The 23,936-nt window shown below is 42.7% G+C and carries 21 protein-coding genes; 12 read left to right on the forward strand and 9 right to left on the reverse strand.

What is annotated here, in order from left to right; genetic code table 11:
- The first annotated feature begins 468 nt into the window (after nucleotides 1-468).
- Nucleotides 469-2,262, forward strand: coding sequence for an asparagine synthase-related protein (locus GJB62_RS05655; protein ID WP_114085784.1), 1,794 nt, complete (start codon nucleotides 469-471; stop codon nucleotides 2,260-2,262).
- A 247-nt stretch (nucleotides 2,263-2,509) separates the two neighbouring features.
- A complete protein-coding gene (locus GJB62_RS05660; RefSeq protein ID WP_114085783.1) occupies nucleotides 2,510-2,758 on the forward strand; it encodes a hypothetical protein in 249 nt (82 codons plus the stop codon).
- Nucleotides 2,759-2,813: 55 nt separating this feature from the next.
- Here the strand turns inward: GJB62_RS05660 and GJB62_RS05665 are convergent, their stop codons facing one another.
- The gene (locus GJB62_RS05665; protein ID WP_114085782.1) at nucleotides 2,814-3,845 is read right to left on the reverse strand and encodes a VOC family protein; all 1,032 of its coding nucleotides are present in this window, start codon (nucleotides 3,843-3,845) and stop codon (nucleotides 2,814-2,816) included.
- 189 nt (nucleotides 3,846-4,034) lie between these two features.
- Between GJB62_RS05665 and GJB62_RS05670 the strand changes: the two genes are divergently transcribed.
- From GJB62_RS05670 to GJB62_RS05680, 3 genes are read left to right on the forward strand one after another with little or no spacing between them, the layout of a single operon-like run.
- Nucleotides 4,035-4,658 carry a DUF3859 domain-containing protein gene (locus GJB62_RS05670; RefSeq protein ID WP_114085781.1) on the forward strand — a complete coding sequence of 208 codons (624 nt, stop codon included), beginning with the start codon at nucleotides 4,035-4,037 and terminating at the stop codon, nucleotides 4,656-4,658.
- Nucleotides 4,659-4,663: 5 nt separating this feature from the next.
- Entirely contained in the window at nucleotides 4,664-6,535 is a 1,872-nt protein-coding gene (locus GJB62_RS05675) for an asparagine synthetase B family protein (RefSeq protein ID WP_114085780.1), read from the forward strand.
- A gap of 60 nt (nucleotides 6,536-6,595) precedes the next feature.
- A complete protein-coding gene (locus tag GJB62_RS05680; RefSeq protein ID WP_114085779.1) occupies nucleotides 6,596-7,825 on the forward strand; it encodes a decarboxylase in 1,230 nt (409 codons plus the stop codon).
- A 274-nt stretch (nucleotides 7,826-8,099) separates the two neighbouring features.
- Here the strand turns inward: GJB62_RS05680 and GJB62_RS37380 are convergent, their stop codons facing one another.
- Nucleotides 8,100-8,312 (reverse strand): hypothetical protein, encoded by a 213-nt coding sequence (locus tag GJB62_RS37380; RefSeq protein WP_245246103.1) that lies wholly within the window; start codon nucleotides 8,310-8,312, stop codon nucleotides 8,100-8,102.
- Between the two features lie 46 nt (nucleotides 8,313-8,358).
- Here GJB62_RS37380 and GJB62_RS37385 point away from each other — a divergent pair, with 46 nt between their 5' ends.
- The 3 genes from GJB62_RS37385 (at nucleotide 8,359) to msrB (ending at nucleotide 10,901) form a co-directional block, all read left to right on the forward strand.
- Entirely contained in the window at nucleotides 8,359-9,201 is an 843-nt protein-coding gene (locus GJB62_RS37385) for a hypothetical protein (RefSeq protein WP_245246104.1), read from the forward strand.
- Between the two features lie 458 nt (nucleotides 9,202-9,659).
- Nucleotides 9,660-10,193 (forward strand): MgtC/SapB family protein, encoded by a 534-nt coding sequence (locus GJB62_RS05690; RefSeq protein WP_114085777.1) that lies wholly within the window; start codon nucleotides 9,660-9,662, stop codon nucleotides 10,191-10,193.
- A 213-nt stretch (nucleotides 10,194-10,406) separates the two neighbouring features.
- Nucleotides 10,407-10,901, forward strand: coding sequence for a peptide-methionine (R)-S-oxide reductase MsrB (gene msrB / locus GJB62_RS05695; RefSeq protein WP_114085776.1), 495 nt, complete (start codon nucleotides 10,407-10,409; stop codon nucleotides 10,899-10,901).
- A 148-nt stretch (nucleotides 10,902-11,049) separates the two neighbouring features.
- Here the strand turns inward: msrB and murI are convergent, their stop codons facing one another.
- The 5 genes from murI to GJB62_RS05725 all read right to left on the reverse strand — a co-directional run bounded on the left by murI (nucleotide 11,050) and on the right by GJB62_RS05725 (nucleotide 18,845).
- The gene (gene murI / locus GJB62_RS05700) at nucleotides 11,050-11,916 is read right to left on the reverse strand and encodes a glutamate racemase (RefSeq protein ID WP_114085775.1); all 867 of its coding nucleotides are present in this window, start codon (nucleotides 11,914-11,916) and stop codon (nucleotides 11,050-11,052) included.
- A 127-nt stretch (nucleotides 11,917-12,043) separates the two neighbouring features.
- Complete coding sequence (locus GJB62_RS05705; RefSeq protein ID WP_114085774.1) at nucleotides 12,044-13,936, reverse strand: N-acetylmuramoyl-L-alanine amidase; 1,893 nt, start codon at nucleotides 13,934-13,936, stop codon at nucleotides 12,044-12,046.
- Nucleotides 13,937-14,251: 315 nt separating this feature from the next.
- Nucleotides 14,252-16,144 carry an N-acetylmuramoyl-L-alanine amidase gene (locus tag GJB62_RS05710; protein WP_114085773.1) on the reverse strand — a complete coding sequence of 631 codons (1,893 nt, stop codon included), beginning with the start codon at nucleotides 16,142-16,144 and terminating at the stop codon, nucleotides 14,252-14,254.
- Nucleotides 16,145-16,967: 823 nt separating this feature from the next.
- On the reverse strand, nucleotides 16,968-18,446 hold the full coding sequence (locus GJB62_RS05720; RefSeq protein WP_114085771.1) for a cation:proton antiporter: 1,479 nt from the start codon (nucleotides 18,444-18,446) through the stop codon (nucleotides 16,968-16,970).
- Between the two features lie 213 nt (nucleotides 18,447-18,659).
- The gene (locus GJB62_RS05725; RefSeq protein ID WP_147262593.1) at nucleotides 18,660-18,845 is read right to left on the reverse strand and encodes a hypothetical protein; all 186 of its coding nucleotides are present in this window, start codon (nucleotides 18,843-18,845) and stop codon (nucleotides 18,660-18,662) included.
- A gap of 29 nt (nucleotides 18,846-18,874) precedes the next feature.
- Between GJB62_RS05725 and GJB62_RS05730 the strand changes: the two genes are divergently transcribed.
- Entirely contained in the window at nucleotides 18,875-19,615 is a 741-nt protein-coding gene (locus tag GJB62_RS05730; protein WP_114085770.1) for an SIMPL domain-containing protein, read from the forward strand.
- Nucleotides 19,616-19,706: 91 nt separating this feature from the next.
- Here GJB62_RS05730 and GJB62_RS05735 read toward each other — a convergent pair whose 3' ends face one another.
- Nucleotides 19,707-20,066, reverse strand: a complete 360-nt coding sequence (locus GJB62_RS05735) for a single-stranded DNA-binding protein (protein ID WP_012408517.1) — start codon at nucleotides 20,064-20,066, stop codon at nucleotides 19,707-19,709.
- A 363-nt stretch (nucleotides 20,067-20,429) separates the two neighbouring features.
- Here GJB62_RS05735 and GJB62_RS05740 point away from each other — a divergent pair, with 363 nt between their 5' ends.
- From GJB62_RS05740 to mreD, 3 genes are all read left to right on the forward strand, one after another.
- Entirely contained in the window at nucleotides 20,430-21,437 is a 1,008-nt protein-coding gene (locus tag GJB62_RS05740; RefSeq protein WP_094330992.1) for a rod shape-determining protein, read from the forward strand.
- A 99-nt stretch (nucleotides 21,438-21,536) separates the two neighbouring features.
- Nucleotides 21,537-22,346: a rod shape-determining protein MreC gene (mreC, locus tag GJB62_RS05745; RefSeq protein WP_114085769.1), complete on the forward strand. Its 810-nt coding sequence runs from the start codon at nucleotides 21,537-21,539 to the stop codon at nucleotides 22,344-22,346.
- Nucleotides 22,347-22,372: 26 nt separating this feature from the next.
- Entirely contained in the window at nucleotides 22,373-22,990 is a 618-nt protein-coding gene (gene mreD, locus GJB62_RS05750) for a rod shape-determining protein MreD (RefSeq protein ID WP_114085768.1), read from the forward strand.
- A gap of 695 nt (nucleotides 22,991-23,685) precedes the next feature.
- Here mreD and GJB62_RS37390 read toward each other — a convergent pair.
- Nucleotides 23,686-23,883 carry a hypothetical protein gene (locus GJB62_RS37390; protein WP_114085767.1) on the reverse strand — a complete coding sequence of 66 codons (198 nt, stop codon included), beginning with the start codon at nucleotides 23,881-23,883 and terminating at the stop codon, nucleotides 23,686-23,688.
- Between the last annotated feature and the right edge of the window lie 53 nt (nucleotides 23,884-23,936).

The raw sequence follows: 23,936 nt of genomic DNA on the forward strand, positions 1-23,936 counted from the left end.
AAGTGGGTGTAAATGGTGGCTAGTACCGCAAGGCGGAATTAAAAATTAAAAATTAAAAATTAAAAATGAATACAGCGTAAGTGTTTTATTCATTTGGAATGGGTGGTTTATTTCCGCCGACCTGTGCTAGGCGGTTAAATTATCTGGCTGATGATTATCCCACTGCTGACAACCAATCACAGAAGACGGATTTGCACCCCGGCGCGAAGTTAACAACCACGCATAATGAGTGTATTTGTTTGAGATGATGAAAATTTTACAAACAGGACTTACGCAAAATAATGGAAAAACGAACCGCAAAGGACGCAAAGGACACAAAGGAATAAGAGTTTTAGAGAGTTATTGCGTAAGTCCTAACAAATTGTCTTTGGTTTAAGAATGAAGGGGAGAATTCAAAGTCTCTCTCTTAAAAAAAAGATAGGTTTGTGAAATGCCCTAAAATTACTGATTATGCGTTGAAAATTTCCCATGCTATTTGATGCGTTTAAAAATCGTAAATCTCCTAAAATCGAATTCATTAAGACTGACCCAACCTGGCGCGTAGCTTGGGGAACAGTTGATGAAAGTTATGAAAATATAGCTTGGCGAGATGAAAAATTTTCTGTAGTTTTACCACGTACAGCTTCTGGATTTCTGACGGAGAAATTAGCAATCAGTTCTGGAGGACGATTTGTTGTTGTTGGTGATGTTTGGTTAACTAACCAAGTGCAATTACTGCAAAAGTTAGGGATTGAACCGGATAGCTTTCAAGGAAGTTATCTGCAACTAGTTGCCAATCTTTGGGAACGATGGGGTTTTGAATGTCTTCACCAACTTGTGGGGATGTTTGCGCTAGTGGTTTGGGATAGAGAAAGACAAGTATTGAAGTTGGTTCGCGATCGCATCGGTGTTCGTACCCTCTACTACACTACCACTGGTTTAGTTCGTTGGATTGCGCCTCAACTGAGAACTTTATCACCCTATCGTTCATCAGATTTAGATTTGGTGGCGTTGCGAGATTATCTTTGTTGTGCCTTTGTTCCAGGAGAAAGAACGCTTTGGGAACAGGTGCGAGAACTACGACCTGGAACCGTTTTAGAATTTCCCGACCACAAAGTTGAAACTTACTGGCAGCTTCAAGAACAGATTGTAGCAGTAGATCAACCCTTAGCATGGCATGGCGATCGCTTGCGAGAACTCCTAGACCAAGTTGTTCAAGAATATTTACCCCCAGCAAACGAACCCGTTGGCGTTTTTCTTTCCGGTGGTTTGGACTCTAGCTGTATCACTGCTTTAGCAGCGAAATTCCACAAAGCACCAGTTCACACCTTCTCGATTCATTTCGGTTCCGAATGTCCCAATGAGTTAGAATTTTCCAGTCTCGTTGCATCCCATTGCCAGACGCAGCACCACATTTTAGAAATTACTTTTAAGGATATGTGGGAACGTCTGCCAGAAACAATGGCGTATTTAGATGACCCCATTGGCGACCCACTGACTGTTCCCAATCTTTTGCTAGGACGACTGGCGAGAGAAAGCGTAGAAGTAGTTTTAAATGGCGAAGGTGGCGACCCCTGTTTTGGTGGGCCAAAAAATCAGCCAATGCTTATCAATAATTTATATGGCTCTGTCACCAATCAGGATGCTTTACAAGCTTATTTAATTTCCTTTCAAAAGTGCGCTGTTGACTTACCACAACTTTTAAAACCAGAAGTTTGGACAGAGGTACAAACAGCACCTTGGGTTTTTGAAGAAGATTTATATTCCCAAGCCAGCTATCTGAATCGTTTGATGGCAATGAACATCAAGTTTAAAGGCGCTGACCAAATTCTGACGAAAGTCAGTAACTTGACTCAAGCAGCTCTCTTGCATGGTCGTTCTCCCCTGTTTGACCAACGAGTAGTAGACTTAAGTATGGAAATTCCTCCAGAGTATAAGCTTTCTGGAGTGGAAGAAAAAGCAGTCTTAAAGCAAGCGATTACCTACGGTACGTCTCCGACGAACGCAGATATCTTACCAGAGGCAATTATTCATCGTCCCAAAAGCGGCATGATGGTGCCTGTGCAGTTAGGATTTCGGAAATATTGGCAGCAAGAAGCCAAAGATTTATTACTAAATCGGAATGCAGCCATAACTCCTTACTTGAACCAGTTACCTATTCGCAATTGGTTAAACTATCAAGGAGATACTTGGAGTCGTTATGGAGTAAAGCTTTGGTTGCTTGTGAGTTTAGAAATTTGGTTACAGGTGAATCAAAAGTGCAGCAGTGAAAGCAAGAAATGAATACGCGACGACTAGAACCAACTTTGGGGAGTAAATAAGTTTGTAGTAAGGATTTTAACCTTTGTCTTAATAAACACTAAAATACTTACTGCGTACCAACATATTTCTGCCGTACTGTAGTAGTCAATAAAATATTTTTTTTACTACAATATGAACTTCTTCTGGAATTGGAATTTTCTACTGTGTATTTACACGTAGATAACAATCAAATCTAGAACTCTGATAAAAAATTACAGACAGCAAATTAATGACACAACCTAACTCGCAAGATAAAAATAACTTTCTTTACCCTCGTAGTCGATATTATGGTAAATTCCAGCCAGAGACTTTAGCATTTAATGCCAACCTCCAAGAATTTGCCCAAAGAATTACTTACATTTCCTGTCTAGAAACAGGCGGAAAACTATCTCCAGAAGAAGCTTACGAGCAAATTAGGGCGCTTTGGAAAGAGTTGAAACATAGCAAAAAGGAACTGTCTATTGGCGTAAATAAATGAAAGCTAGTTTTTGGGCATAGGGCATGGGCAATAACTAGCAATGCCCTATGCCCCGTTAATTAGCTTCCAGCAAAGTCCAGAAATAGCCATCTGGTGCAATGAAAGAGAAACTCGTCTCGCCAAACTCATTACTAATAATATCTGTAACTTTTTGCACAGTACTTGCTTTAATGCGATCGCAATACTCCTGTATTCCCTTAACCCGATAGGTGTATAAAGACATACCCAAGCTACCTGGTTGGGCTGCCTCAAAGCGCGATTCTAAATTAATAGATTCTGGGAATCGAACAATGTAAAGTCTACCACTGCGTGCAGCCATCAGGTCAGACTTAGAAGAACGCGGATCATCAAAAGTAGTAACAATAAACTTTTCACCAGGGTTAAGGTCAAAAATATCTCGACCTGCTGGCGAAGATTCATAGCTAGTTTCGACATCATCACGCACACGCAGCAAACCTAAAACTTCTTCGTAAAACTTGAGAGTTTCTTTGCTGTCATCTTGAGAGATGATTCCTATATGAGTAAACTGACTAGCCTTGAGAGCAGCATTATGATTAACTTGCCCGTAATGCGGTAGTGTATAGCCAAAGCGTTGAAATAAAACTTGTCGAGCTAACGGTTGAAGTAGCAGCATTTCTCGTACACCAACTGCTGACTCAATAAAAGGACGGCTTTTCCTCTCTTTGTTATAGATGACTTCCCAATAAGGATTAGAGTGCCTAATAGGAAAACCTGCGGCTTTTGCATCCTCTATATGATTTAAGATACTTAACACATCGGTCGTTAAGCTTGTCGCCCAGCGATTTCCCTTAATTTTCATCGATGCTATTCCCAAACCTTCATGGGTAGGGTTTTGCCAAACCATCAACCGAATCAAACCATGATCTGAATTTTGATGGTAGAGGCGAATTGAGCGTAAAGACGAATTTACTCCATATAATTGATAGGCTATATCTGCGGTTAATTCACCCACTTGACCAATACGATAGCCAAATTGCTCCCAATACTGAATTGCAGAAATTGGTTCTGGAATGCCGATACAGACTTCATAGATACCTTCAATTGCGGTTTGTTGTTCTTGAGCCATAACAATTTTGGATTTTAGATTTTAGATTGGTCAAATTAATAAAGCTTTCGGAAAGATATCTTAGAAAGAATCCGAAAAGCAACAATTTTAGGTTGTAGCTTATGATGTACCTAGAAAAGTGAGTATAGAGTTCTTCTGATTGCATGTAATCAAGAATCGCCATCAAGTTTTTTTAACAGGAGTTAAGCGATGACGCAGCGACTGACTCAAGAGCAATTAGCACAAATAGTCACAGAAGTAGAAGGTCTGCAAGTGCGTCGAGAAGCGGAACTAGACCAACAGCAGGTTAGAGAAATTTTACAGGAGTTGAATTTACCGCCTGAGTTACTAGATGAAGCGCTGATTCAGCTAAATCGCCGCCAAGCGCTGGAGGTACAGCAGCACCGCAATCGATGGATTACCTCTGGAGTTGTGGCATTTTTAGTGATACTGAGTGCATCTACAATATTTTTCATCCAGCGACAGAATTCTGTACTCTCTCGTGTTTCTGCTCAACAAGACCGCATCACCTTGGTATCAAATACTGGCGGTGACTTGAAGACAATTTCCCGCCAAACCAATCCAGAAATTTTTTACCGTGTCACTTTAAAAGATGCACCCTTGGGTAAAAAGCTGGCTCTCTCCTGTAATTGGATTGACCCAAGTGGTCAAATTGTCAAGCAGAATAGTTATCAAACCCGCGAAATTAATACGTCTGTCTGGGATACCCAATGTCGCTACACGATTAATCCGGCTGCAACTGTTGGCAATTGGAAGGTGCAGATGTTGCTGGAAGGTCGGCAGATTAGTGATGAAACCTTTGAAGTGAAATAGTCCAGATGGGCAACATCCCGCATCACTTTCTTGGTTATTGGGGTTATGGCGCTCAACAAGAGTTGGAGGCGCTGTTAAATAGCGTTCTGGAAAACCTCTCTCCTACAAGGGGAGAGGCTTTGAATTTTCCCATCTGGAATGTTGTTTATATAGGACTTGATGGGCATTTCGGACGGCAACAAAAGCAGGACTTACACGCTGAACACCTGAAATCTAGATCCCCCCTAACCCCCCTTAAAAAGGGGGGAAGAGTAGAAGCCCCCTTTTTAAGGGGGTTGGGGGATCTCTTATGTGTAAGTCCTAAAAATCAAATTGCTGCTATTTCGGCATCAGGATTATTAACTTCACCCGATGCTTGGGTTCTCCAAGAAAATAACTGCCTAATTTTGGGTAGAGAACCTTTCGGAAAGATGCCATTATATTGGACTCAGCAAGGACAAGTTATCTGGTTTGCATCACAACTGCAACTACTCTTACCGATTTTGCAACAGTCAGAAATTAGCATTTCTGGGTTATATGGCTATAGCTGTTTTTCTTACGTTCCCACACCCTTAACTCCTGTTAAGGAAGTGTTTGCAGTGACAGCGGGAACTGAATTAGTTTGGCAGAGTGATTCTCAATCAGGTAAGCTGCAAACACCTAAATCTAAGTACATCTACTCGTGGCGGGAGGCCCCAGAACAGTTAACAGATGAAGCTACAGCAATTACCGAATTGCAAACCCTCCTTAAAGATTCCATTGAACGACAGATTGCCGATTTAAATGATGAGCCTGTTGGGGTGTTTCTCTCTGGCGGACTCGATTCTTCAGTGGTGGCGGCGCTTCTGGTGCAAGCAGGGGTGAAAGTCCGCGCCTACACTTTAGATTTTGGTGACGTAGGTATTCCAGAATATCCATACTCTGAACAAGTTGCCCAGTTTCTCAAAATTCCGCTTATTAAAGTTGCAGTAACCCCAAGTTCCATCAAGAATGCCTTAATTCCGACTGTGCAAGCATTGGATTTGCCCTTTGGAGATGGTGTGTGTGTGCCCTTGTATCTCCTGTCAGAGAGAGCGAGTCAGGAAACTCAAGTAATTTTTAATGGTGAAGGTGGAGATCAATTGTTTGCCGGTTGGACGAACAAACCTTTAATTGCCGCAGGTGTTTATCAGGCAGAAAATCCCGCCGGACAGGAAACTTTTATCCAGCAATATCTCCGCACCTTTCACCGTCTTGGGGGATATGAATCTCAAGTTTATCAGCCAGAGGTTTATGCACAGATCCAAAATTTGCATCCTGAAGATTGGCTGTTGGCGGCTCTTAATCGTGATGAGTGTCCATCTTTGCTACATCGCCTCCGACGTGCCAGTTTGATGCTCAAAGGAGCGCAGAATATCCATCCACGTGCGACTGCATTGGGGTTTGCTCATGGGTTGTGGGTGCGATCGCCTTTTTGTGATTTACCTTTGGCAGAATGGACATTCCGCCTATCTGGAGAACTCTGTTTGCAAGGAGCTTGTGAAAAATATATCCTCAAGCGGGCTGTAGAAAATTGGCTCCCACCTGAAATTGTCTGGCGACAAAAACGGGGGATGGGGGTTCCCCTGACTTCTTGGTGTTTAAATGATTTTTGGCATCAGCTAGGCATCTGGCTCAATCCAGAAACACTTCGCGCCAACAACCATTTTTATCCGCACATTGCGGCCCAAATCGTTGAAGGCAAACTAGGAGCAGCTATTCAAGGCCGACGGATTGGTGAGACTCTCTGGTTACTTATTATGTGGCAACTTTGGCGATCGCATGTTTTAAATGAAGAACTAGGTAAAAAGTCCTTGGATCATCCTTTTTGGTTACATCGATGGCTATGGAGAAATTACAAGATAATTCGTAATTCGTAATGGGCTACGCCCCGCTACGCTAACGTAATTCGTAGTTTACTGTATCAGTATTCTTGGTAAATGATATCAAATAATTTAATTCAAAATCGCCTTAATCCCCTATTCTCTAAAGAACTTGCTCAGGAGTTGCTGAGTACTTATGGTTCTCCGCTTTATGTTTATAATGGCGATCGCTTGCGCGAAACTATTGAGCGCATTACTAAAGCAGTCAGTTATCCTCGCACGCAATTTCGGTTTGCAAGCGTTACTAATGGCAATATTGCGTTGTTAAAAATTTTTCGCTCATTTGGGTGGGGACTTCACGCTAATACTCCAGGAGATATCTACCTGGGATTGCAAGCTGGTTTCGATCCTAGTGAGATTGTTTACAGTGGTAGCAATTTGAATCGGGCTGAGATGATACAAGTCTTAAATTGGGGAGTTACAACTCTCAATTTTGATAGTCTTGCTCAATTACAGTTGTGCTGTGAAGTTTTGCCCGAAGGCAGAGAGAAAGATATTCGGCTAGGTTTACGCCTCAATTTGCCAGAAATTACCGGAGATAGCCGCATTGGTGTACGTCCTGAAGAATTTGGTGATGCGATCGCTTTAACTGGTGAGGTTGGATTAAAGCTGAGTGGTTTACATTTCTATCGAGGGACTGGAACCAATGCCACAGAAGCATTTACCCAAGTGATTGATGCAGTAATGGCCACAGCACAACTGTTACCAGATTGGGAATACTTAGATTTTGGTGGTGGCTTTGGCTACCCATATCATCACAATAAAACAGCCTTTGACTGGGAAATATTTGGTACTGAGTTAACCGAGAGAATCACTCATTTAGGGCGGAAAATTGATTTAGTGATTGAACCGGGACGAAGTGCGATCGCAGGATGTGCAACTTTGCTTGCTCAAGTTGTTTCTGTGAAATGGCAAGGGGAAAAACAGATTGTCGGAGTTGATACCACCGTTGCCAATCTTTCAGTACCATCAGTACACGGCGGCTACCGCGAAATCATCACTTGGAAACAAGCAGACAATCCATTCACAACTGATATTTGTGGTAACACCACCTATTCACGAGATTATCTGGGTAAAAATTGCCAACTCCCAGCGTTAAAAATTGGTGATATCGTTGCCATTTTAGATGTCGGTGCTTATGGTTATGCCATGTCGTCTCACTTTTTACACCGTCCCAAACCTGCTGAAGTCTTGCTAGAAAATGGCACACATCGCTTGATTCGTCGGCGGGAAGACTACAGTGTTTTACTAACAAATCAGGTTCTTGATAATTCCCCCCTTTTTTAAGGGAGGTTAGGGGGGATCAAGCCTCATCTGAAGCGTATTGGCTAACAATTAATAAATAACATTGGGCAACCATTATGAAGTGCATTAACTGCGGAACTGACAATAAACTAAAAGACCGGACAGCTAATCAAGGTCGGTGTATAAAATGCAATCATCCCTTTGCCTTTGAACCGACCAGTATGAGTAAAGTTAAGATTACTGATCCTTTTTTTGCAAAGGCGATCGCTGATATTTCTGCAAATAATACCTTATTTTTCACTCCTAAGCAGCTTTTTTACTTATTAGATAGCCGGGTAAAAGTCAAGTCTATTTCAATATTTGGTTTGTTGTTTATATATTTATTTTTTAATATTTGGGTGCCAGGGTTTATAGGTGGCTTTGCTTCATTAGTGTTTGGTGCTAATTCTTGGTTAATAGCATCACTTCTATTTAATATATGCTTTTTATTATTTTTATATAAAAAATCTATATCAAACAAAACAAACATTAACTCTCGCCAAAAGTATGCTCGATGTTTCCAAATAATAGGAGGTATGATTATTGCTGTGGGAATTTATGCCAGCTTAATTATATATAACTCGTTTAGTCTATTTGTCATCGTCGTTATTCTAGGAATGCTGTCGATATACTGGGGAATTCGACAGCTAGGACAAACTAAATTTGCACAGGAGTTTTTATTTTCTCAAAATGATTTTCAAGGTTGGTTAAGCCGATGGCAGAAAATCAATGGTTCAATTCTTAAAATCCTACCTTTTCCGCGTGAGGAAAATACACCAGCTACGGTTAATCCTGATGTGACTGCTTACAGTTTCGATAGATTAGTTGTTTGTGATAGTGCTACTATTGCTCAACTATTAATTGCTAATAATTTTCACTTTGAAAATAACTGTGCAATTCTCAGCATTACTGGATATCCGCAAAGCATTTTTGACACCACAATGCAAATGCTACGCCGCAATCCCGATTTAAAAGTATATGCAGTGCATGATTGCAATCCACGAGGAATTGGTTTAGTTCATCGTCTTAAAACCAATGCTAGTTGGTTTCTCAATAGCGAGATTGCAATTATTGATATCGGATTAACGCCAAGTCAAATTATCGCCACTAAACGCGGAATGTTCATTCAATCTTCTCCAGATTCGGCGCAAGCAGCTAAACAATTACCTCAAGAGATTCGTCAAAGTTTGTCTGCTGAAGAATTAGCATGGTTAGAATCTGGAAAGTTTGTGGAATTAGAATCTTTCTCTCCCCAAAGGCTGATTAAAGTCCTGCAAAAGGGTATTGCCGGAAGTCGAAATCTAGAAAGTGATGACAGTAACTTACTTTTAGTAGGGGATACTGGTAATGATATGTATGTTGTTCAAAGTTTTGGTTGATCTAGCCAGAATGCGTAGGTGTAGCCCGTTGCAGACATCACATTTAAAAATATACAAAATTCCCCTCAGACTGGAAGTCCCTAGCTGATAATAAAAGGTTGAATTCCTGCTAGAGAGCATTCAATACTTTTCGGATAAACCCAATAATCTCTCTTTTGGTCTGGGGAAAGGTTAAAGGGCAATGGGGAAAGGGAAATTCAAACCCTTTCCCTTTCCCCTTTTCCCCAAAACCCGAAAAGTATTGAGAGAGCATTCGCTTTTGCAGGAAAACTTTATACAGCAATGGCAGTTTTGTGTATATTAGTTTACTTATTCCTAACCTTCTGTTAAATTAACTTTAATGTACGCCAAACCTATTGGTTTACTGTACTTGAGTTTTTAGCTACAAACGTGGGTAGCCATCTAGCTCACTGGCAATAGGCGCAAAATTCCATTCTGTCTCTAGGAGGAAAAAGGTAATGGGGCCGATGTTTATTACTGCCAACGATTGGCCACATATAGCGTTTAGATTGTCTTTGGCGCTTCTGGTTGGTTGCCTGATTGGATTTAACCGTCAACAAGGGGGTAGACCAGCAGGGATGAGAACATTTATGCTTGTGAGTATGGGAGCAGCACTATTCGTAATGATTCCTTTGCAGGCTGAAGGTGATAGTCCTTATGCTGCCACCAATGCACTGAGTCGCACCATTCAGGGTGTAGCTACCGGGATAGGATTTCTCGGAGCCGGATTGATTTTACAAGAGTCTCCTAGAAAATCTGCGACACCAAAAGTAAAAGGTTTAACTACAGCCGCCTGTGTCTGGACTGCGGCCGGGTTGGGGGCTGCGATTGGTTGTGGTCTGTGGCAAATGGGATTATTAGGAGGGCTACTGACCCTAATTACCCTCAGTGGGGTAAAGCGACTCAATCGCGCATTTGTATTTTTGACGAATCAGGGTAAACATGGGACTACTCAGGAGCTAACAACCACCTCTGATGAAGATGATGATTGAGCGTCGCTACACATTCAGGTGTATTCAAAATCAAGTCAACTTGATTTCGATTCCTTACAATGTTTGATTGCAGAATAATTTTTGGTTTCTTAGCTAATTTTAATCACTTTATCAGCGCTAATTCAGAGCGATCGCTGATTATAGTGATTAAGTAGGGAATTCCGTACTGGAGTTGATTGGCCAGTTAACCGGAAAATAGAAAATAATAGATATATGGACAAACGGTATTTTTTACAAGCTAGTGCGGTAATAGTCGGCACAGCATTGTTATCAAGGTATATCAACTGGGGGGCAAAAGCGATGACAACTTCTAATAGTGGATTTGAAATTACCAAACCAGAAGAAGAGTGGCGCACGATTTTAACGCCAGAACAGTTTAATGTATTGCGTAAACACGGGACTGAACGCCCTCACACCAGCGCATTAGATAAGGAGTACGACAAGGGTACTTATTATTGTGCCGCGTGTGAACTGCCACTGTTTACCTCTGATACCAAATTTAACAGTGGTACTGGCTGGCCAAGCTTCTTTAACCCGATTGAAGGTGCGATCGCTACTACTGTAGATAAGTCGCTGTTTATGACCAGAGTTGAAGTACATTGTAGCCGTTGTGGTGGCCATCTTGGTCATGTTTTTGATGACGGCCCTGCACCTACAGGCAAGCGCTACTGTATGAACGGTGTTTCGCTGAAGTTTACTCCCGCCTAATTTACGTTTCACTTTAAGGTTGATACAAATAGGCAGCAGAGGGACAAGGAGACAAGACGAATAAGGGAAAATGATTATCTCCCCCCTCTCCCTTGTCTCCCTTGTCTCCCTTGTCTTCCTTCTCTCTTCCCCCTGCCCCCTGCCTCCTTCAAAGAAGTTGGGAAATAGCGCTATCAGTAAAGCGAACCTCTTCAACCATCGGGGTATAGCCTAGCCATTGCACTCCTGACTGGGAAAATTGTTGTTGACACCCGCTAACGGCGAAACGAGTTGGTAGTGGGGGGTGAGTATTTTTTAAGCCTAGCAAGTCTAACTCTTGGGCACAAGCTGCCACGACATGAACAGCTGGGTCAACTAGCTTGACTTGAGAGGGGAGGAGCGATCGCAATACTGGTGTAAGGTGGGGATAATGGGTACAGCCATGAACTAAGGTGTCGATTTCTTGTTCTAGTAAAGGCTCTAAGTAGGCTCGTGCCACTTCAGCAGTGTAGGGGTCATGAATCCGGTTTTGCTCAATCAGTGGAACAAACTCAGGACATCCAACTTGCCAGACTTGAACATCAGGAGCAATTTCGAGGATGGCGTGTTTATAAGCATTACTTTTCGCTGTAGCTGGAGTGGCAATTATACCAATCCGCTTCCCTTCCTGTACCGCAGCTTTTGCACCTGGTAGAATCACCCCTAAAATGGGTATGTTGAATTCTTGACGGACGGTTTCTAGGGCTAGGGCAGAACTGGTGTTGCAAGCCATAATTACCATTTTTACCTGCTGCTGTTGTAGCCAGGTAAGAATTTCGCGGGTAAATTGTAAAATTTCTGCTTGTGAACGAATTCCGTAAGGAAGTCTGGCTGTATCCCCAAAGTAAACGATTGATTCATTGGGGAGTTGCCGATATATTTGTCGCAGTACTGTCAATCCACCCACACCACTGTCAAAGATGCCAATTGGGGCACGTTGGGGTTCTTGAGCAGAAAAATCGTCCAGATTCGCTTCAAAGATCGAAGATGAATACACAGGCTGATATTAATTTAGGTTTTGGGATTTAAAATACAGAATTTAGCAGACAATCGGCTAATTGACCACTAAATTCTGCACGCCAAAGGATTCTAAATACCACCTTTTAATAGTAATTTGTACTATGTTAACGCTGTAAGTATTTTAAGATGCCACGAGCGATCGCATCTGCCATCTGATTTTGATACTCTCGTGATGCCAATCTGGGATTGTCTTCTCGACCACTCATATAACCTGTTTCTACTAAAATCGAAGGCATAGAGCTTTTTCTGAGAACGTAGAATCTGGCTTTGCGGGTTCCCCGGTCTTTGATTGTACCGATGTTTTGCAGAATGGTATTGCGAACCGCTTCCGCCAAAGCATAACCGCTATCGTAATAATATACTTCTAAGCCATTCACATCCGGGCGATTATCAACAGAATTAGCGTGAATGCTGACAAACGCAGTTGCATTAACTCGCTCGGCAATTTCTACCCGCCCCTGAAGTTCTACGAAAAAGTCAGCATCCCGCGTTAGTACTGCTTGTACACCATTTTGCTCTAAAATTGCTGCTACCCTTTTACCAATAGGCAGAATTACATCCTTTTCTAAAAGTCCACCTAGACCGGGAGCGCCTGAATCTTTTCCACCATGTCCTGGGTCAATCACAACTAGTAATTTCCCTCTAGGAACTGAGGGGCGCGGCTTTGGTTGAGATATAGGACGGGGATTATCTATGGGGTTGGGGAATTGACCTTGGTTTGGCGATAAAGGAGGTAAATCAATGGGCTGTTGTGTAACGCTACCAGAACGTTGTAATTCTAGAGCCAAAAGTTGGTCGCCAACTTGGTTAAGTTCGCCAATTCGCACTCCTGCTGCTGGCTGAACCAAGACGTTAACTGTATTAGATTCTTGGGGTTGCAGGCGGACTCGTAGGATAGGGCTATTAGAATTAAAAGTCGGGCCTGTAACTTGGGGAGCTAACCGAGCATTGTTGATGGTAATGCGGTACAGACCAGAGGTTCTATCCCAGCCTCCTGTTGCAGATAAAGCTTGGTCTGCTCTAATCAGCAGTTGTGTGCCATTATTAGCCAGTTGCACAGACTCAATAGTCGCTGTACTAGATGGTATGGGGCGTGGACTATTACTATTACCTCCAGGGAACTGGGCAATGCCACGACTGGGCAGAAGCACAAAACCACTACTGTTACTATTAGTGGCTCGCCAATTTTGACTATTTTCATCCACCTGTAAAGTCATGCGAACAGCAGATGGGCTTGTTTGTAGTTGGCTGAACTGAATACGGCTGACACCATAACGATTAATCGACAAATCGCGTTGCTCTAGACTTGGTGATAAAGTAGCGCTGGCAATGTCGATGTTAATTTCTCTTTGATCGTTGCTACGATTTACCTGAATCTGAGGATTACCACCATTGGTACGGATGAAAAACCCATCGCCTGTAACTTGTAAGTTCTCAATTTGAGTTACCCTGGCGGCAAGCATTCCGTTTTTAGGTGGATTAATAGGGCTTGTTCTCACCACGTTGTAAATATCTCTTGGTGAGAACACAGATGGAGATGTTCTCGGTGAAGGTTGTGTTGCTATAGCTTGTTGTTGCCCACCAGTATTTCTTGAGGGAACATTTTCGGCTACTGGGGTGGGTAATTGCACCATCCACCGATCGCCAGTTCTACCAACAAATTGTACTCCCTTGGGGTCTAAAGTATAACCAGGAGTCAGTTCAACGACTATGCGCGTTGTTTGTTCGTCAAATTGTCCAACACGGATAGCACGAATTGCACCGCCCACCTGTTGGGTTAACTGCGGACGGCCAAATGTTGTTCCTGGTAAATCAATTACCAAACGAGTGGGGTTAAAAATTAATTGTGCTTGGGGTTGAACATTCCCTACAGTATTTATTTCTAGGTTGTTTTGATTGACATCAAAACGCCAAGATTCAAGTTTCGCAGCCATTGCGGGCGACGATAGCATGAAGATAGTTCCAATAGTACTGGATAGTAACCAGCGTAATTTCACAGTCTTTTCTCCTGATTCACATTCATGGGAGCCGTCAAAATTTCAATATATTGGCAAATCCTCACACCATCACCGCACACACTTGAGTATTACGCTGTTATTAAGACACAGCTAATGGCGTAAAATATAGCACGCTCCTCTGATTTTGCCATGCTATCCATTAGCCTAGGTAAATTTGACTTGTAAGCATCAGATGACAATAACAAAGATGCTACTCTTGTCCCGCCGCAATAATACTTAAATTGGTTTTACTACTAAATTGGATAAAAACGGTAAAGATTAGATGTATTTACTCAATAATTTCGACTCAATTACTTATCTTCTCTTTAAATACTGAAGGATGCCACGAGCGATCGCATCTGCCATTTGATTTTGGTAAGCGGAGCTTCTGAGTTTAGCGTTATCATCTCGACCAGTCAAATAACCTGTTTCTACAAGAATAGAAGGCATGGAACTTTTTCTGAGGACATAAAATCTGGCTCGCCGCACTCCCCTATCTCTGACATTTACGCTTTGGAGAATACTGTTATGGACAACGCGAGCTAGACCCAAACCACTGTCGTAATAATACGTTTCCAAGCCACTGACATCTGGACGACTTGCACCAGCCGAATTAGCATGGATGCTAACAAATACATCAGCGTTAGCTCGCTCTGCTAATTGCACCCGTCCGGGAAGGGTGACGAAATAGTCAGAATCCCGCGTCATAACGACTTGTACGCCATTTTGCTGCAAAACCTGGGCTATCCTTTTGCTAATAGGCAAAATAATATCCTTTTCGAGTAATCTCCCAATGCCCACTGCTCCTGAGTCTTTACCGCCATGTCCTGGGTCAATAATGACTACCATTCGTCCATTGGTAACTCGGCGCTGTGGTTGGAATTGGGGCTGAGGATTGGGATTGTTTGGGTCTGGGAATGGCCCCCGGTTTGGCGGCGGTAGCCCAGGTAAACCATAGGAGGGTCTTCCGGGGAGGGAAACAATTCGACGAGAACCTTGTATTGGTATAGCCAAAAGCTGGTCGCCGATTTGCTGGGGTTGATCGAGTTGTACTCCAGGTGCTGGTTGAACTAAAACAACGACTGTGTTGGCTGCTTGGGGTTGCAGACGTACCCGGAGAATGGGGCTATTGGGGGCAAAAGTAGGGCCTGTAACTCTGGGAGCTAACTTGGCATTGTTAATTGTGACACGGAACACACCGGATGATCTATCCCAGATTCCCGTAGCAGATAAAGCTTGGTCTGCTCTAATCAGCAGTTGTCTGCCATTATCAGCCAGTTGCACAGACTCAATGGTTGCTGGGGAGTTATTAGCAGCAGATAATCTGCTAGGGAAGGAGGGTGGTTGTGATTGATTGTCCGAATTGCTACTTCCAGGCAATCTGACAACGCGACTAGGCAGAACCACCAAACCACCACTGTTACTATTACTGGCTTGCCAATCTGGACTATTTTTATCTACCCGCAAAGTCAAACGAACGATAGGAGCTTGGTTTTGTAGTTGGGTGAATTCGACGCGGCTAATACCATGTTTGTTAACAGGCTGATTATTCTGTTGCGCCAGACGTGGTGATAAAGATGCATCAGAAACATCTATGAAGATACTAGCGCGATCGCGGCTGCGAATTGTCTTAATCCCCGGATTGCCACCACTGGTACGGAGGAACAACCCATCGCCTGTTACTGTCAAGCCTTCAATTTGCGTCGCCCCTCGTGTAGTAGTGGCAACTCTTGAAATACTAGGTTGCCGTTCAGAGTCTGGGGTAACGACAGTGTAAGCACTTCTGGGAGGTGAGGCGGGAAATGAGGCGACTCGATCAACTTCTGGTCTAGGTAATTGCACCGTCCAGCGATCGCCAGATGTCCCAACAAATTGGACGCGTTTGGGGTCTAAAGTATAACCAGGTGCCAGTTCTACAACTATGCGTGTTGTTTCTGTATCAAACTGCCCAACCCTGATTGAGCGAATTCCCCCACCCACCTGTTGGGTTAGCTGCGGACGGCCGAATGTTGTTCCTGGCAAATCAATTACCAGCCGAGTCGGGTTGAAAATTAGTTGTGCCTGGGGTTGAACTGCTCCCACAGTATTAATTTCCAGCCTGTTTTGATTGGCATCAAAGCGCCAAGATTCAAGTTTCGCAGCCATTGCCGGCGACGATAGCATGAAGATAGTTCCAATAGTGCTGGGTAGTAACCAGTGTAATTTCACAGTTCTTTCTCCTAATTCACGTTCATGGGAGTCGTCAATATCTCAACTCATTGGTAAGTCATCACACCGTCACCACCTAAACTTGATCTTTGATGCCTTGTTTGATTTTTAAGCTGGTATAAAGACACGCTTAAATCAGTGATCAGATTTCATATTTGCTTGAAATCCCAATATAAAATCTTCCACCTTTGGAGGTGGAGGAATCTGACTCCCAAGGAAGCTAGAAAACTAATAACTGATAACCGTTCACTGATAACTGTTTTTTGTTTTTTGCCATCAATGCACTAAGTAGATAATTCCCATTACTGTCAGATGATCTAGCAAAATTTATGGGTGTTACTCCCCAATTACCTGGAAAATATTCAGATAATGGCTCACAAGCCTAGGGATACTGGAAATAAATAACATTCCGAATGCGGGTAGAAATTATAAACAGACGATTATTCTACAATCAGATGGGACGGAAATTTGGAGAGAGAAGTTTCCACTTTATAATTACAGAATCTTCAAAATACGGTGATTTTACTGAATTTAAAGTGCTGAGTTCTGAGGGAAAATCACTCAGAACTCAGTAAGAATTTACCGAAAAAGAATTCAGAATTCAGGAGCCAGAATCCAGAATGGATTCTGTGCGACTGGATGTCCAAGGGAGGTTTAAAGCCCCCGATTTGAAGACGCTCGAACAAGAGCGTGCCTACGGCAAGACTCACTTTCTGCGTCGCTATCGGGAGAAGAAAAATTCTTTCCGTGGATGTTACCCCTGACTTGACTGCTGGGGTATTCTGAATTCTGAATTCTGTCTCCTTCTCATCCAAGATTTTGATTAGCGATCGCCAGAATCTGGAGTTACTTCCAAATTGCCACTGTCATTTGATGCTGGCACCTTCGATTTAGGTGGTTCAATTACCAACGAGGTTCCAGAAGAACCATCTAAAACCAGTTGGTCTGAGCCTACATCCACAGTTTTTGGATCTGGGAACACAAATCGTAACAAAGGAGGAGCTAAAAAGGTTGTCAAGATAACCATCATAATGATTGCCGCCCCTAGTGGTTTCGAGAGAGCGCCACTGGCTGCGCCGACACCAGCAAACACTAATCCAACTTCTCCTCTAGGAATCATCCCCACACCGATCGCTAAACGGTTGATTTCCGGTTGACCAAACACGCTTAAGCCTGTGATAACTTTACCGAGAATGGCTACTATGATCAGGAAAGTTGCCATAATTAGACCTTCTCGATTATCGGGAATTGCTGGGTTTAACACTCCCAAATCGGTTTTTGCCCCAACAGTTACAAAGAATATTGGCACTAACATATCGGCAATAGGGCAGACTTGCATTTGCAATTCTTTGCGCTTCTCTGTCTCTTCTAAGACTAAACCCGCCGCAAAAGCTCCCAAAATTGCTTCTAAATGGATGACGGCGGCAAGGTATGCCATAGCAAAGGCGAAGATGAATGCTGGTATTACCAGTCCACCCCGTGTTTTGAGTTGATCGGCGATCGCTACAAAGGATTTATTGAAAACATTGCCTAGTAGAATTGCTCCCAAAATAAAACCAGTGGCACTGATAATCAAGTAAATAACTTTGCTGACATCCACCACGCCATCTTTAGCGAGGCTGGCAACTACCGCCAAAACGATGATTCCTAGAACATCGTCAATTACAGCAGCACCCAAAATAATCTGCCCTTCTTTAGAATTGAGCCGCCCCAACTCTGACAGCACCTTGGAAGTAATCCCGATACTAGTGGCAGTCAAAGCCGCCCCTGCAAAAATTGCGGGTACAGCACCAATTCCAAATAAAGTCATCAGTCCGACAGTACCAGCAGCAAAGGGTACTACTACCCCCACTATTGCAACGACGGTGGCTTGGATACCAACTGCCATTAGGTCTTTTAAGTTCGACTCCAAACCAATTTCAAACAGCAGGATGATTACACCCAATTCTGCCAAAACGGAAACGACCTCAGACTGGGCTGCAAATACTGCTGGAGTGGCTTCAGGAGTTAAACCAGCAGTGATTTGAAGAAAGGACATGATCAAAGAGTTAGAACTGTCTGTGCTGCCTTCTGGAAACACTAAAAGGTGGAAAACAGAGATGCCAACTACCACACCACCTACTAGTTCGCCTAAAACGGGCGGCAAACCCACTTTGTTTGATAACTCTCCACCAACTTTGCTGGCGAGGTAAACGACTACTAAGCTTAGTAGCACTGCGGCTACTACCATTGAACTGTCTGCGGCTTCTGTTGCAGTAGCCAGCAGAGGAAAAGAGAAGTTAATTGGATCTAACAAATGCATGGGTTCTGTGGAAATCCTTCTCTTTGATTTTGACGTGTTTCTGGAAAACATCTATCTATGGAGACGCTATTGGCAGGTTCAAAAGCTTAATTTGTGCCATTTCTCCACTTCATCAAGCGCTATCAGAAAACTTCGGAAACCTTTGCTACAGACAGTTTAGAAAGTTGTAGTAAGTCAAAGTCGGTGAATTAATTTACCATCATGACAAAATCTTTAAAATGTTGGTGTAATTTTTTTAGTATCAAAAAATGTAACCATTTCAGGTTTTGACGATCGCAGTGTCAAAGTAAGAACATACAAATCGTATATAGCGATCGCACTTAAGTTGTGAAAAACTTGTGGTGACTGTTGACTTTTAACAGCCGCCAGAAGATTGCTAAATACGCTTATTAAAAACATCTGTGGATACTTTGAGGAGTGCAAATCTTATGACTAGAGCCGCTTTACCCGGTTCTCAGTTTCCATCTGGAAACTTGTGGAAAATACTGCCTTTAGCCCTGCTAGTATGTGCAACTTTTGTACTACCTGCATTGGCGCAAGAGAAGGAAAAAATGTGGCGAACCCTTAGTGTCAGTGGTCGCGGAGTTGAAACGATTCCGACAACTTTGGCGCAAGTTAGCTTAGGAGTGGAGATTCAGGGGAAAACAGCAGAGGAAGTACAGCAAGAAGCCGCCCGGAAGTCATCGGCTGTAGTTGCGTTTCTCAAAAGCCAAAATGTAGAAAAATTACAAACTACTGGTATCCGGTTGAATCCAGTCTATAGCTACACCAATAATGTACAAAGGATTACAGGCTATGCTGCCAGTAACACGGTGAGTTTTAGGATTCCCACAGAGAAAGCTGGTACGTTATTAGATGATGCAGTGAAAGCGGGTGCAACACAAATTAATGGTATTAGTTTTGTTGCGAATGATGAAGCGATCGCAGCTGCTCAAAAACAAGCATTAAAAGAAGCCACCCAAGATGCCCAGCAGCAAGCTGATGCTGTTTTCAGCGCCTTGGGTTTCAAATCCAAAGAAATAGTCAGCATTCAAGTTAATAATGCCACTGCGCCTCCACCACCCATGTTTTTACGGGCTGAAGCTGCCAAGGTAGCTGATTCTTCCACTCCTGTCGTTGGTGGTGAACAGGAAGTAGAAGCATCTGTGACTTTACAAATTAGTTATTAGTCATTTGTCATTAGTCCTTTGTCATTTGTGAGGGCAAAGGACTAATAATCAATGCCCAATTCCCAATTCCCAATTCCCAATTTTCAATTAATTAAAAATGTTCTGAAGACATATCTCCACCGCCCTCTCCATCGCGCTTAGAGCCTAATAATTCTAGTTGGTCTACTCTAATAATTGGTGTAGAACGGTTTGCTCCTGTTTGGCGATCGCTCCATGTGTCAAACTTTAAGGAACCTTTGATGCCAATTAAGCTGCCTTTACGCACATAATTACCTGCGACTTCAGCCGTTTTATCCCATAATTCCAGAGTGAACCAGTCAGGTTCGTCGCTGTTGCGCGATCGCCTTTTTACCGCTAATGTCAATCTACACTTAACACTACCAGACTCAAAATATTTTATATCTGGGTCGCCGCCTACACGGCCAACAAGGGTGACAATATTGATACTCATAGGTTTTACCTTTCAGTACAGGTGTACTTGTTAATTCCGACTTTTATCATAGCGAATTGTGAAACACTTGAAAATAATGTGTTAAACAGTTAACAATATAGTGGAATTGAAAAATTATACATAACTACTTGGAGAAACACATAAAAGTATACGGATATACTAAGCAAACCAGAGAATATCAAAAAACAAGGGCCTGAGACATAGTAAATATTCCTGGGAATCATATAAAAATATAGTTTAGTTTGCTGAACTCAGGATACAAAGATAATCGAATCCACTCTTACCGTTGTAGTCAAGAAGTATCGCACATAGGGGGCTTAGAGAAGCGTGGGTATTTTTAGGAACTTTCGCACATCATGGGATATGGGTATCGACCTCGGTACTGCTAACACCCTGGTTTATGTATCTGGGAAAGGTATTGTACTGCAAGAGCCTTCTGTAGTTGCTATCGATGTCAACGAAAAGGTAGCACTAGCAGTAGGAGAAGAAGCCAAAAAAATGCTCGGCCGCACACCTGGAAATGTGATTGCCCTCCGCCCCTTGCGCGATGGTGTAATCGCTGATTTCGATATAGCCGAGCTAATGCTGAAAAGCTTTATTCAGCGTGTAAATGAAGGCAAATCTCTAATTTTACCCCGAATTGTCATTGGTATTCCCAGTGGGGTCACGGGTGTAGAAAGACGGGCTGTGATGGATGCGGCTCACCAAGCAGGAGCAAGAAAAGTTTATTTAATCGATGAACCTGTAGCTGCCGCCATTGGTGCAGGACTGCCTGTTGCCGAACCTACTGGCAACATGATTATCGATATTGGTGGTGGTACAACCGAAGTCGCGGTGCTAAGTCTTCAGGGCACGGTAATCAGCGAATCAGTACGCATTGCTGGGGATGAACTAACTGATTCAATCATTCAGTATATTAAAAAAGTTCATAACTTAGTCATTGGTGAACGAACTGCTGAAGACATCAAAATTCGGCTTGGTTCTGCGTATCCTACCCATGATGATAATGATGCCATGATGGAAATCCGAGGCTTACACCTGCTTTCTGGTCTACCGCGAACTGTAACCATCAAAGGTCCAGAAATCCGTGAAAGTATGTTGGAACCACTATCAGTAATTATAGAAGCTGTGAAGCGGACACTGGAACGTACACCTCCAGAACTAGCAGCAGACATTATTGACAGAGGGATTATGTTAGCTGGGGGTGGTGCTTTGCTCAAAGGCATAGATACCTTAATTAGTCATGAAACGGGGATTGTTACCCACATCGCCGCCGACCCTCTGTGTTGTGTTGTGCTGGGAACCGGTCGGGTGTTAGAAAACTTCAAACAGTTAGAACGGGTTGTTACCGAAAGCTCTCGCAATATGTAGCAAAAAAATATCATACTTGAGTTCTATTTGAGTTCTATTTGGGTTCTATATAAATAGAATCCAAATAGAACTTAATTGTATAAGTAGATAAAGGTATATATGGTTACAATACGGCGCTGGTGGGATCGTAAAGGCTTACAAATTGGGTTGTTAGCTCTAGTAGTTGGTAGTGCTTGGGTATTGCGACAAACTCAAGGTGAATTGGTGCTTGAGACATACCAGGCACTTACCCGTCCATTAGAGATTTTGCAGTCAGGGCCAACTCCAGAAGAACGTATCAGAGATGCCCGGATATTAGAATTGCAAACCCGTATAGTAGATTTGGAAAGTCAAAAGACAAAGCTACAAGATTTATTAGGCTATGTGGAAAAAGAGCCACTGGCATCACGGCCAATTCCAGCCAGGGTAATAGGACGTAGTGCTGACCAGTGGTGGCAACAAGTTACTCTGAATCGCGGCGCGAATGTAGGCATTCAGGAAGGCTTTGTAGTCAAGGCCGATGGCGGATTAGTCGGTTTGGTGGAGAGTGTAACTCCCAATACTAGCCGCGTGTTGTTAATCAGTGACCTCAAGAGTCAAGTTGGTGTATCAGTTAGCCGCACAGCAGCTAAAGGCGTTTTGCGAGGAGATTCTTCTGCCGAAGCTGTGCTGGAGTTTTATGAAAAAGTCCCAAATGTCAAAATAGGAGATTTAGTTTCCACATCTACCTATAGTCAGAAATTTCCATCTGGCTTGGCAGTAGGACGAATTAAGTCACTGGATTTAAAGAAACTTCCCGCATCAGTAGCGAAAATTGAGCTTTTTCCGCCAATCCGCTCTCTTGATTGGGTAGCAGTTTATCCAAAGCCAGAAAACCAAGAGCCGGAAAACGAAAAGTCGGCAAATCAACTGCCGCAAAAGTCTAAGTAAATTCTCCCTTGAAAATCCATAGAAAAATGAAGATTCCTGCATTTGGTATTAGCAGGCAGAAAAAGCCAAAATCGTCAGAGCGAAAATCGAAATTCCGAATCCAGCCACTTTCTCGTTGGCATCCCGGTGTACGGCAGTTGTTTAGTTGGATAGTGACTGCTATTTCTGTACTGTTATGTTTACTATTATTACCAACCCGCCTGCCAGGTATGGAATTATTGGGAATTGGCCCTAACTGGCTATTAATTTGGGTGGTAACTTGGAGTGTGAAGCGTACAGTATTTGCCGGAGCCTTGGCAGGTATAGTTCTGGGGCTACTTCAAGATTCCATGACAGCACCTAATCCTAGTCATGCCATCAGTTTAGGAATTGTAGGAATTTTAACTGGTCTGCTCCAGAAACAGCGTTTTATTGAAGAAGACTTTATTTCGATTGCTGTAATTGTCTTTGTGATGGCAGTTTTGGCAGAAACTATCTTTGGGTTGCAATTAACTTTGATAGGAAATGAGCGCAAAGTAACAGATATTTGGACATATTACCAGCGTGTCGCCCTCGCCTCTGCCATTCTTAGTAGTCTGTGGGCACCCGTGGTCTATTATCCCCTCAATCGTTGGTGGCAACGATTGAAATTGTTGGAGCAATAGTCAGTCAAGGGAGTTAGAATAGAATTTACGCAAAACCACACGCGGTAGAGGCAATTCATGATATTACCCCTACCGCGTGTGGTTTTGGCTATTATTTGCGTAAGTCTTGCAAATCTTTAATTATTTAAGCCGATTTACTTAGGTTATGATTGCCAGAAAAGAAAATTCTCCTCTGTAACCTGAATCTTGATGAAATTTGGGCAACTTCTGGCAATATGGATTCAAGCTACATTAAATCAAACAACACCGTATCATTGTAGTTAGTAGCATTTATGTTTGATACTTTCTTTTTTGCCTTACAAGAATATCAGGTAAGTCATGTCCTGATTTTCTGACGGCAGAATATGGAAGCTTTCACTGAATAACCTAGTTGGAGAACGCTAATGTCGAAGGAAAGAAAAAGTAATAAAGAAGTTAAAAAACCTAAAAAAGATCCCAAGGACAAAAAGGATAAAAACGACCCAAACAAATAGAACGATTTAGACCAAGGGCATTTCTAAGGTTTTTTATATTTTTTGGCAGAAAAACCACAGGTTTCGAGCTAGACGAGGTTTATACCTATTCTTTGTGAAACTTTACAGAATCAAACTAGTGAGGCAAGGGGCAAAATCCCCTTGTTCGCAAGCAACCTTAGATGTAATCAGTATTAGGAGTTAAAAATTTTGAATTAATAACTCTTAACTCCTCACTACCCACTACTGACTATTAACAGCTTCAGTCACTTTTGCCCTTACTGATATCTCCTGCTTGTGTTTTCCTTCGGCAGATGAAGAAAAACTTTTAGGAACAGTCTTTGTACCCGTTCGCTTTGCCAGTGCTAATAACAGGTAGACTGTGAACAAATATCCAGACGCTAAAATAAAAATCATCATAGGTATACTTCCGTAAATCATTGTTCTACTAGCACCCTTTCAAACGAATATAAAATTCCATAAAATTAGTAGAA

Origin of the sequence: Nostoc sp. ATCC 53789, assembly GCF_009873495.1 — a bacterium.
In the GTDB taxonomy this organism is placed as follows: Bacteria; Cyanobacteriota; Cyanobacteriia; order Cyanobacteriales; family Nostocaceae; genus Nostoc; species Nostoc muscorum_A.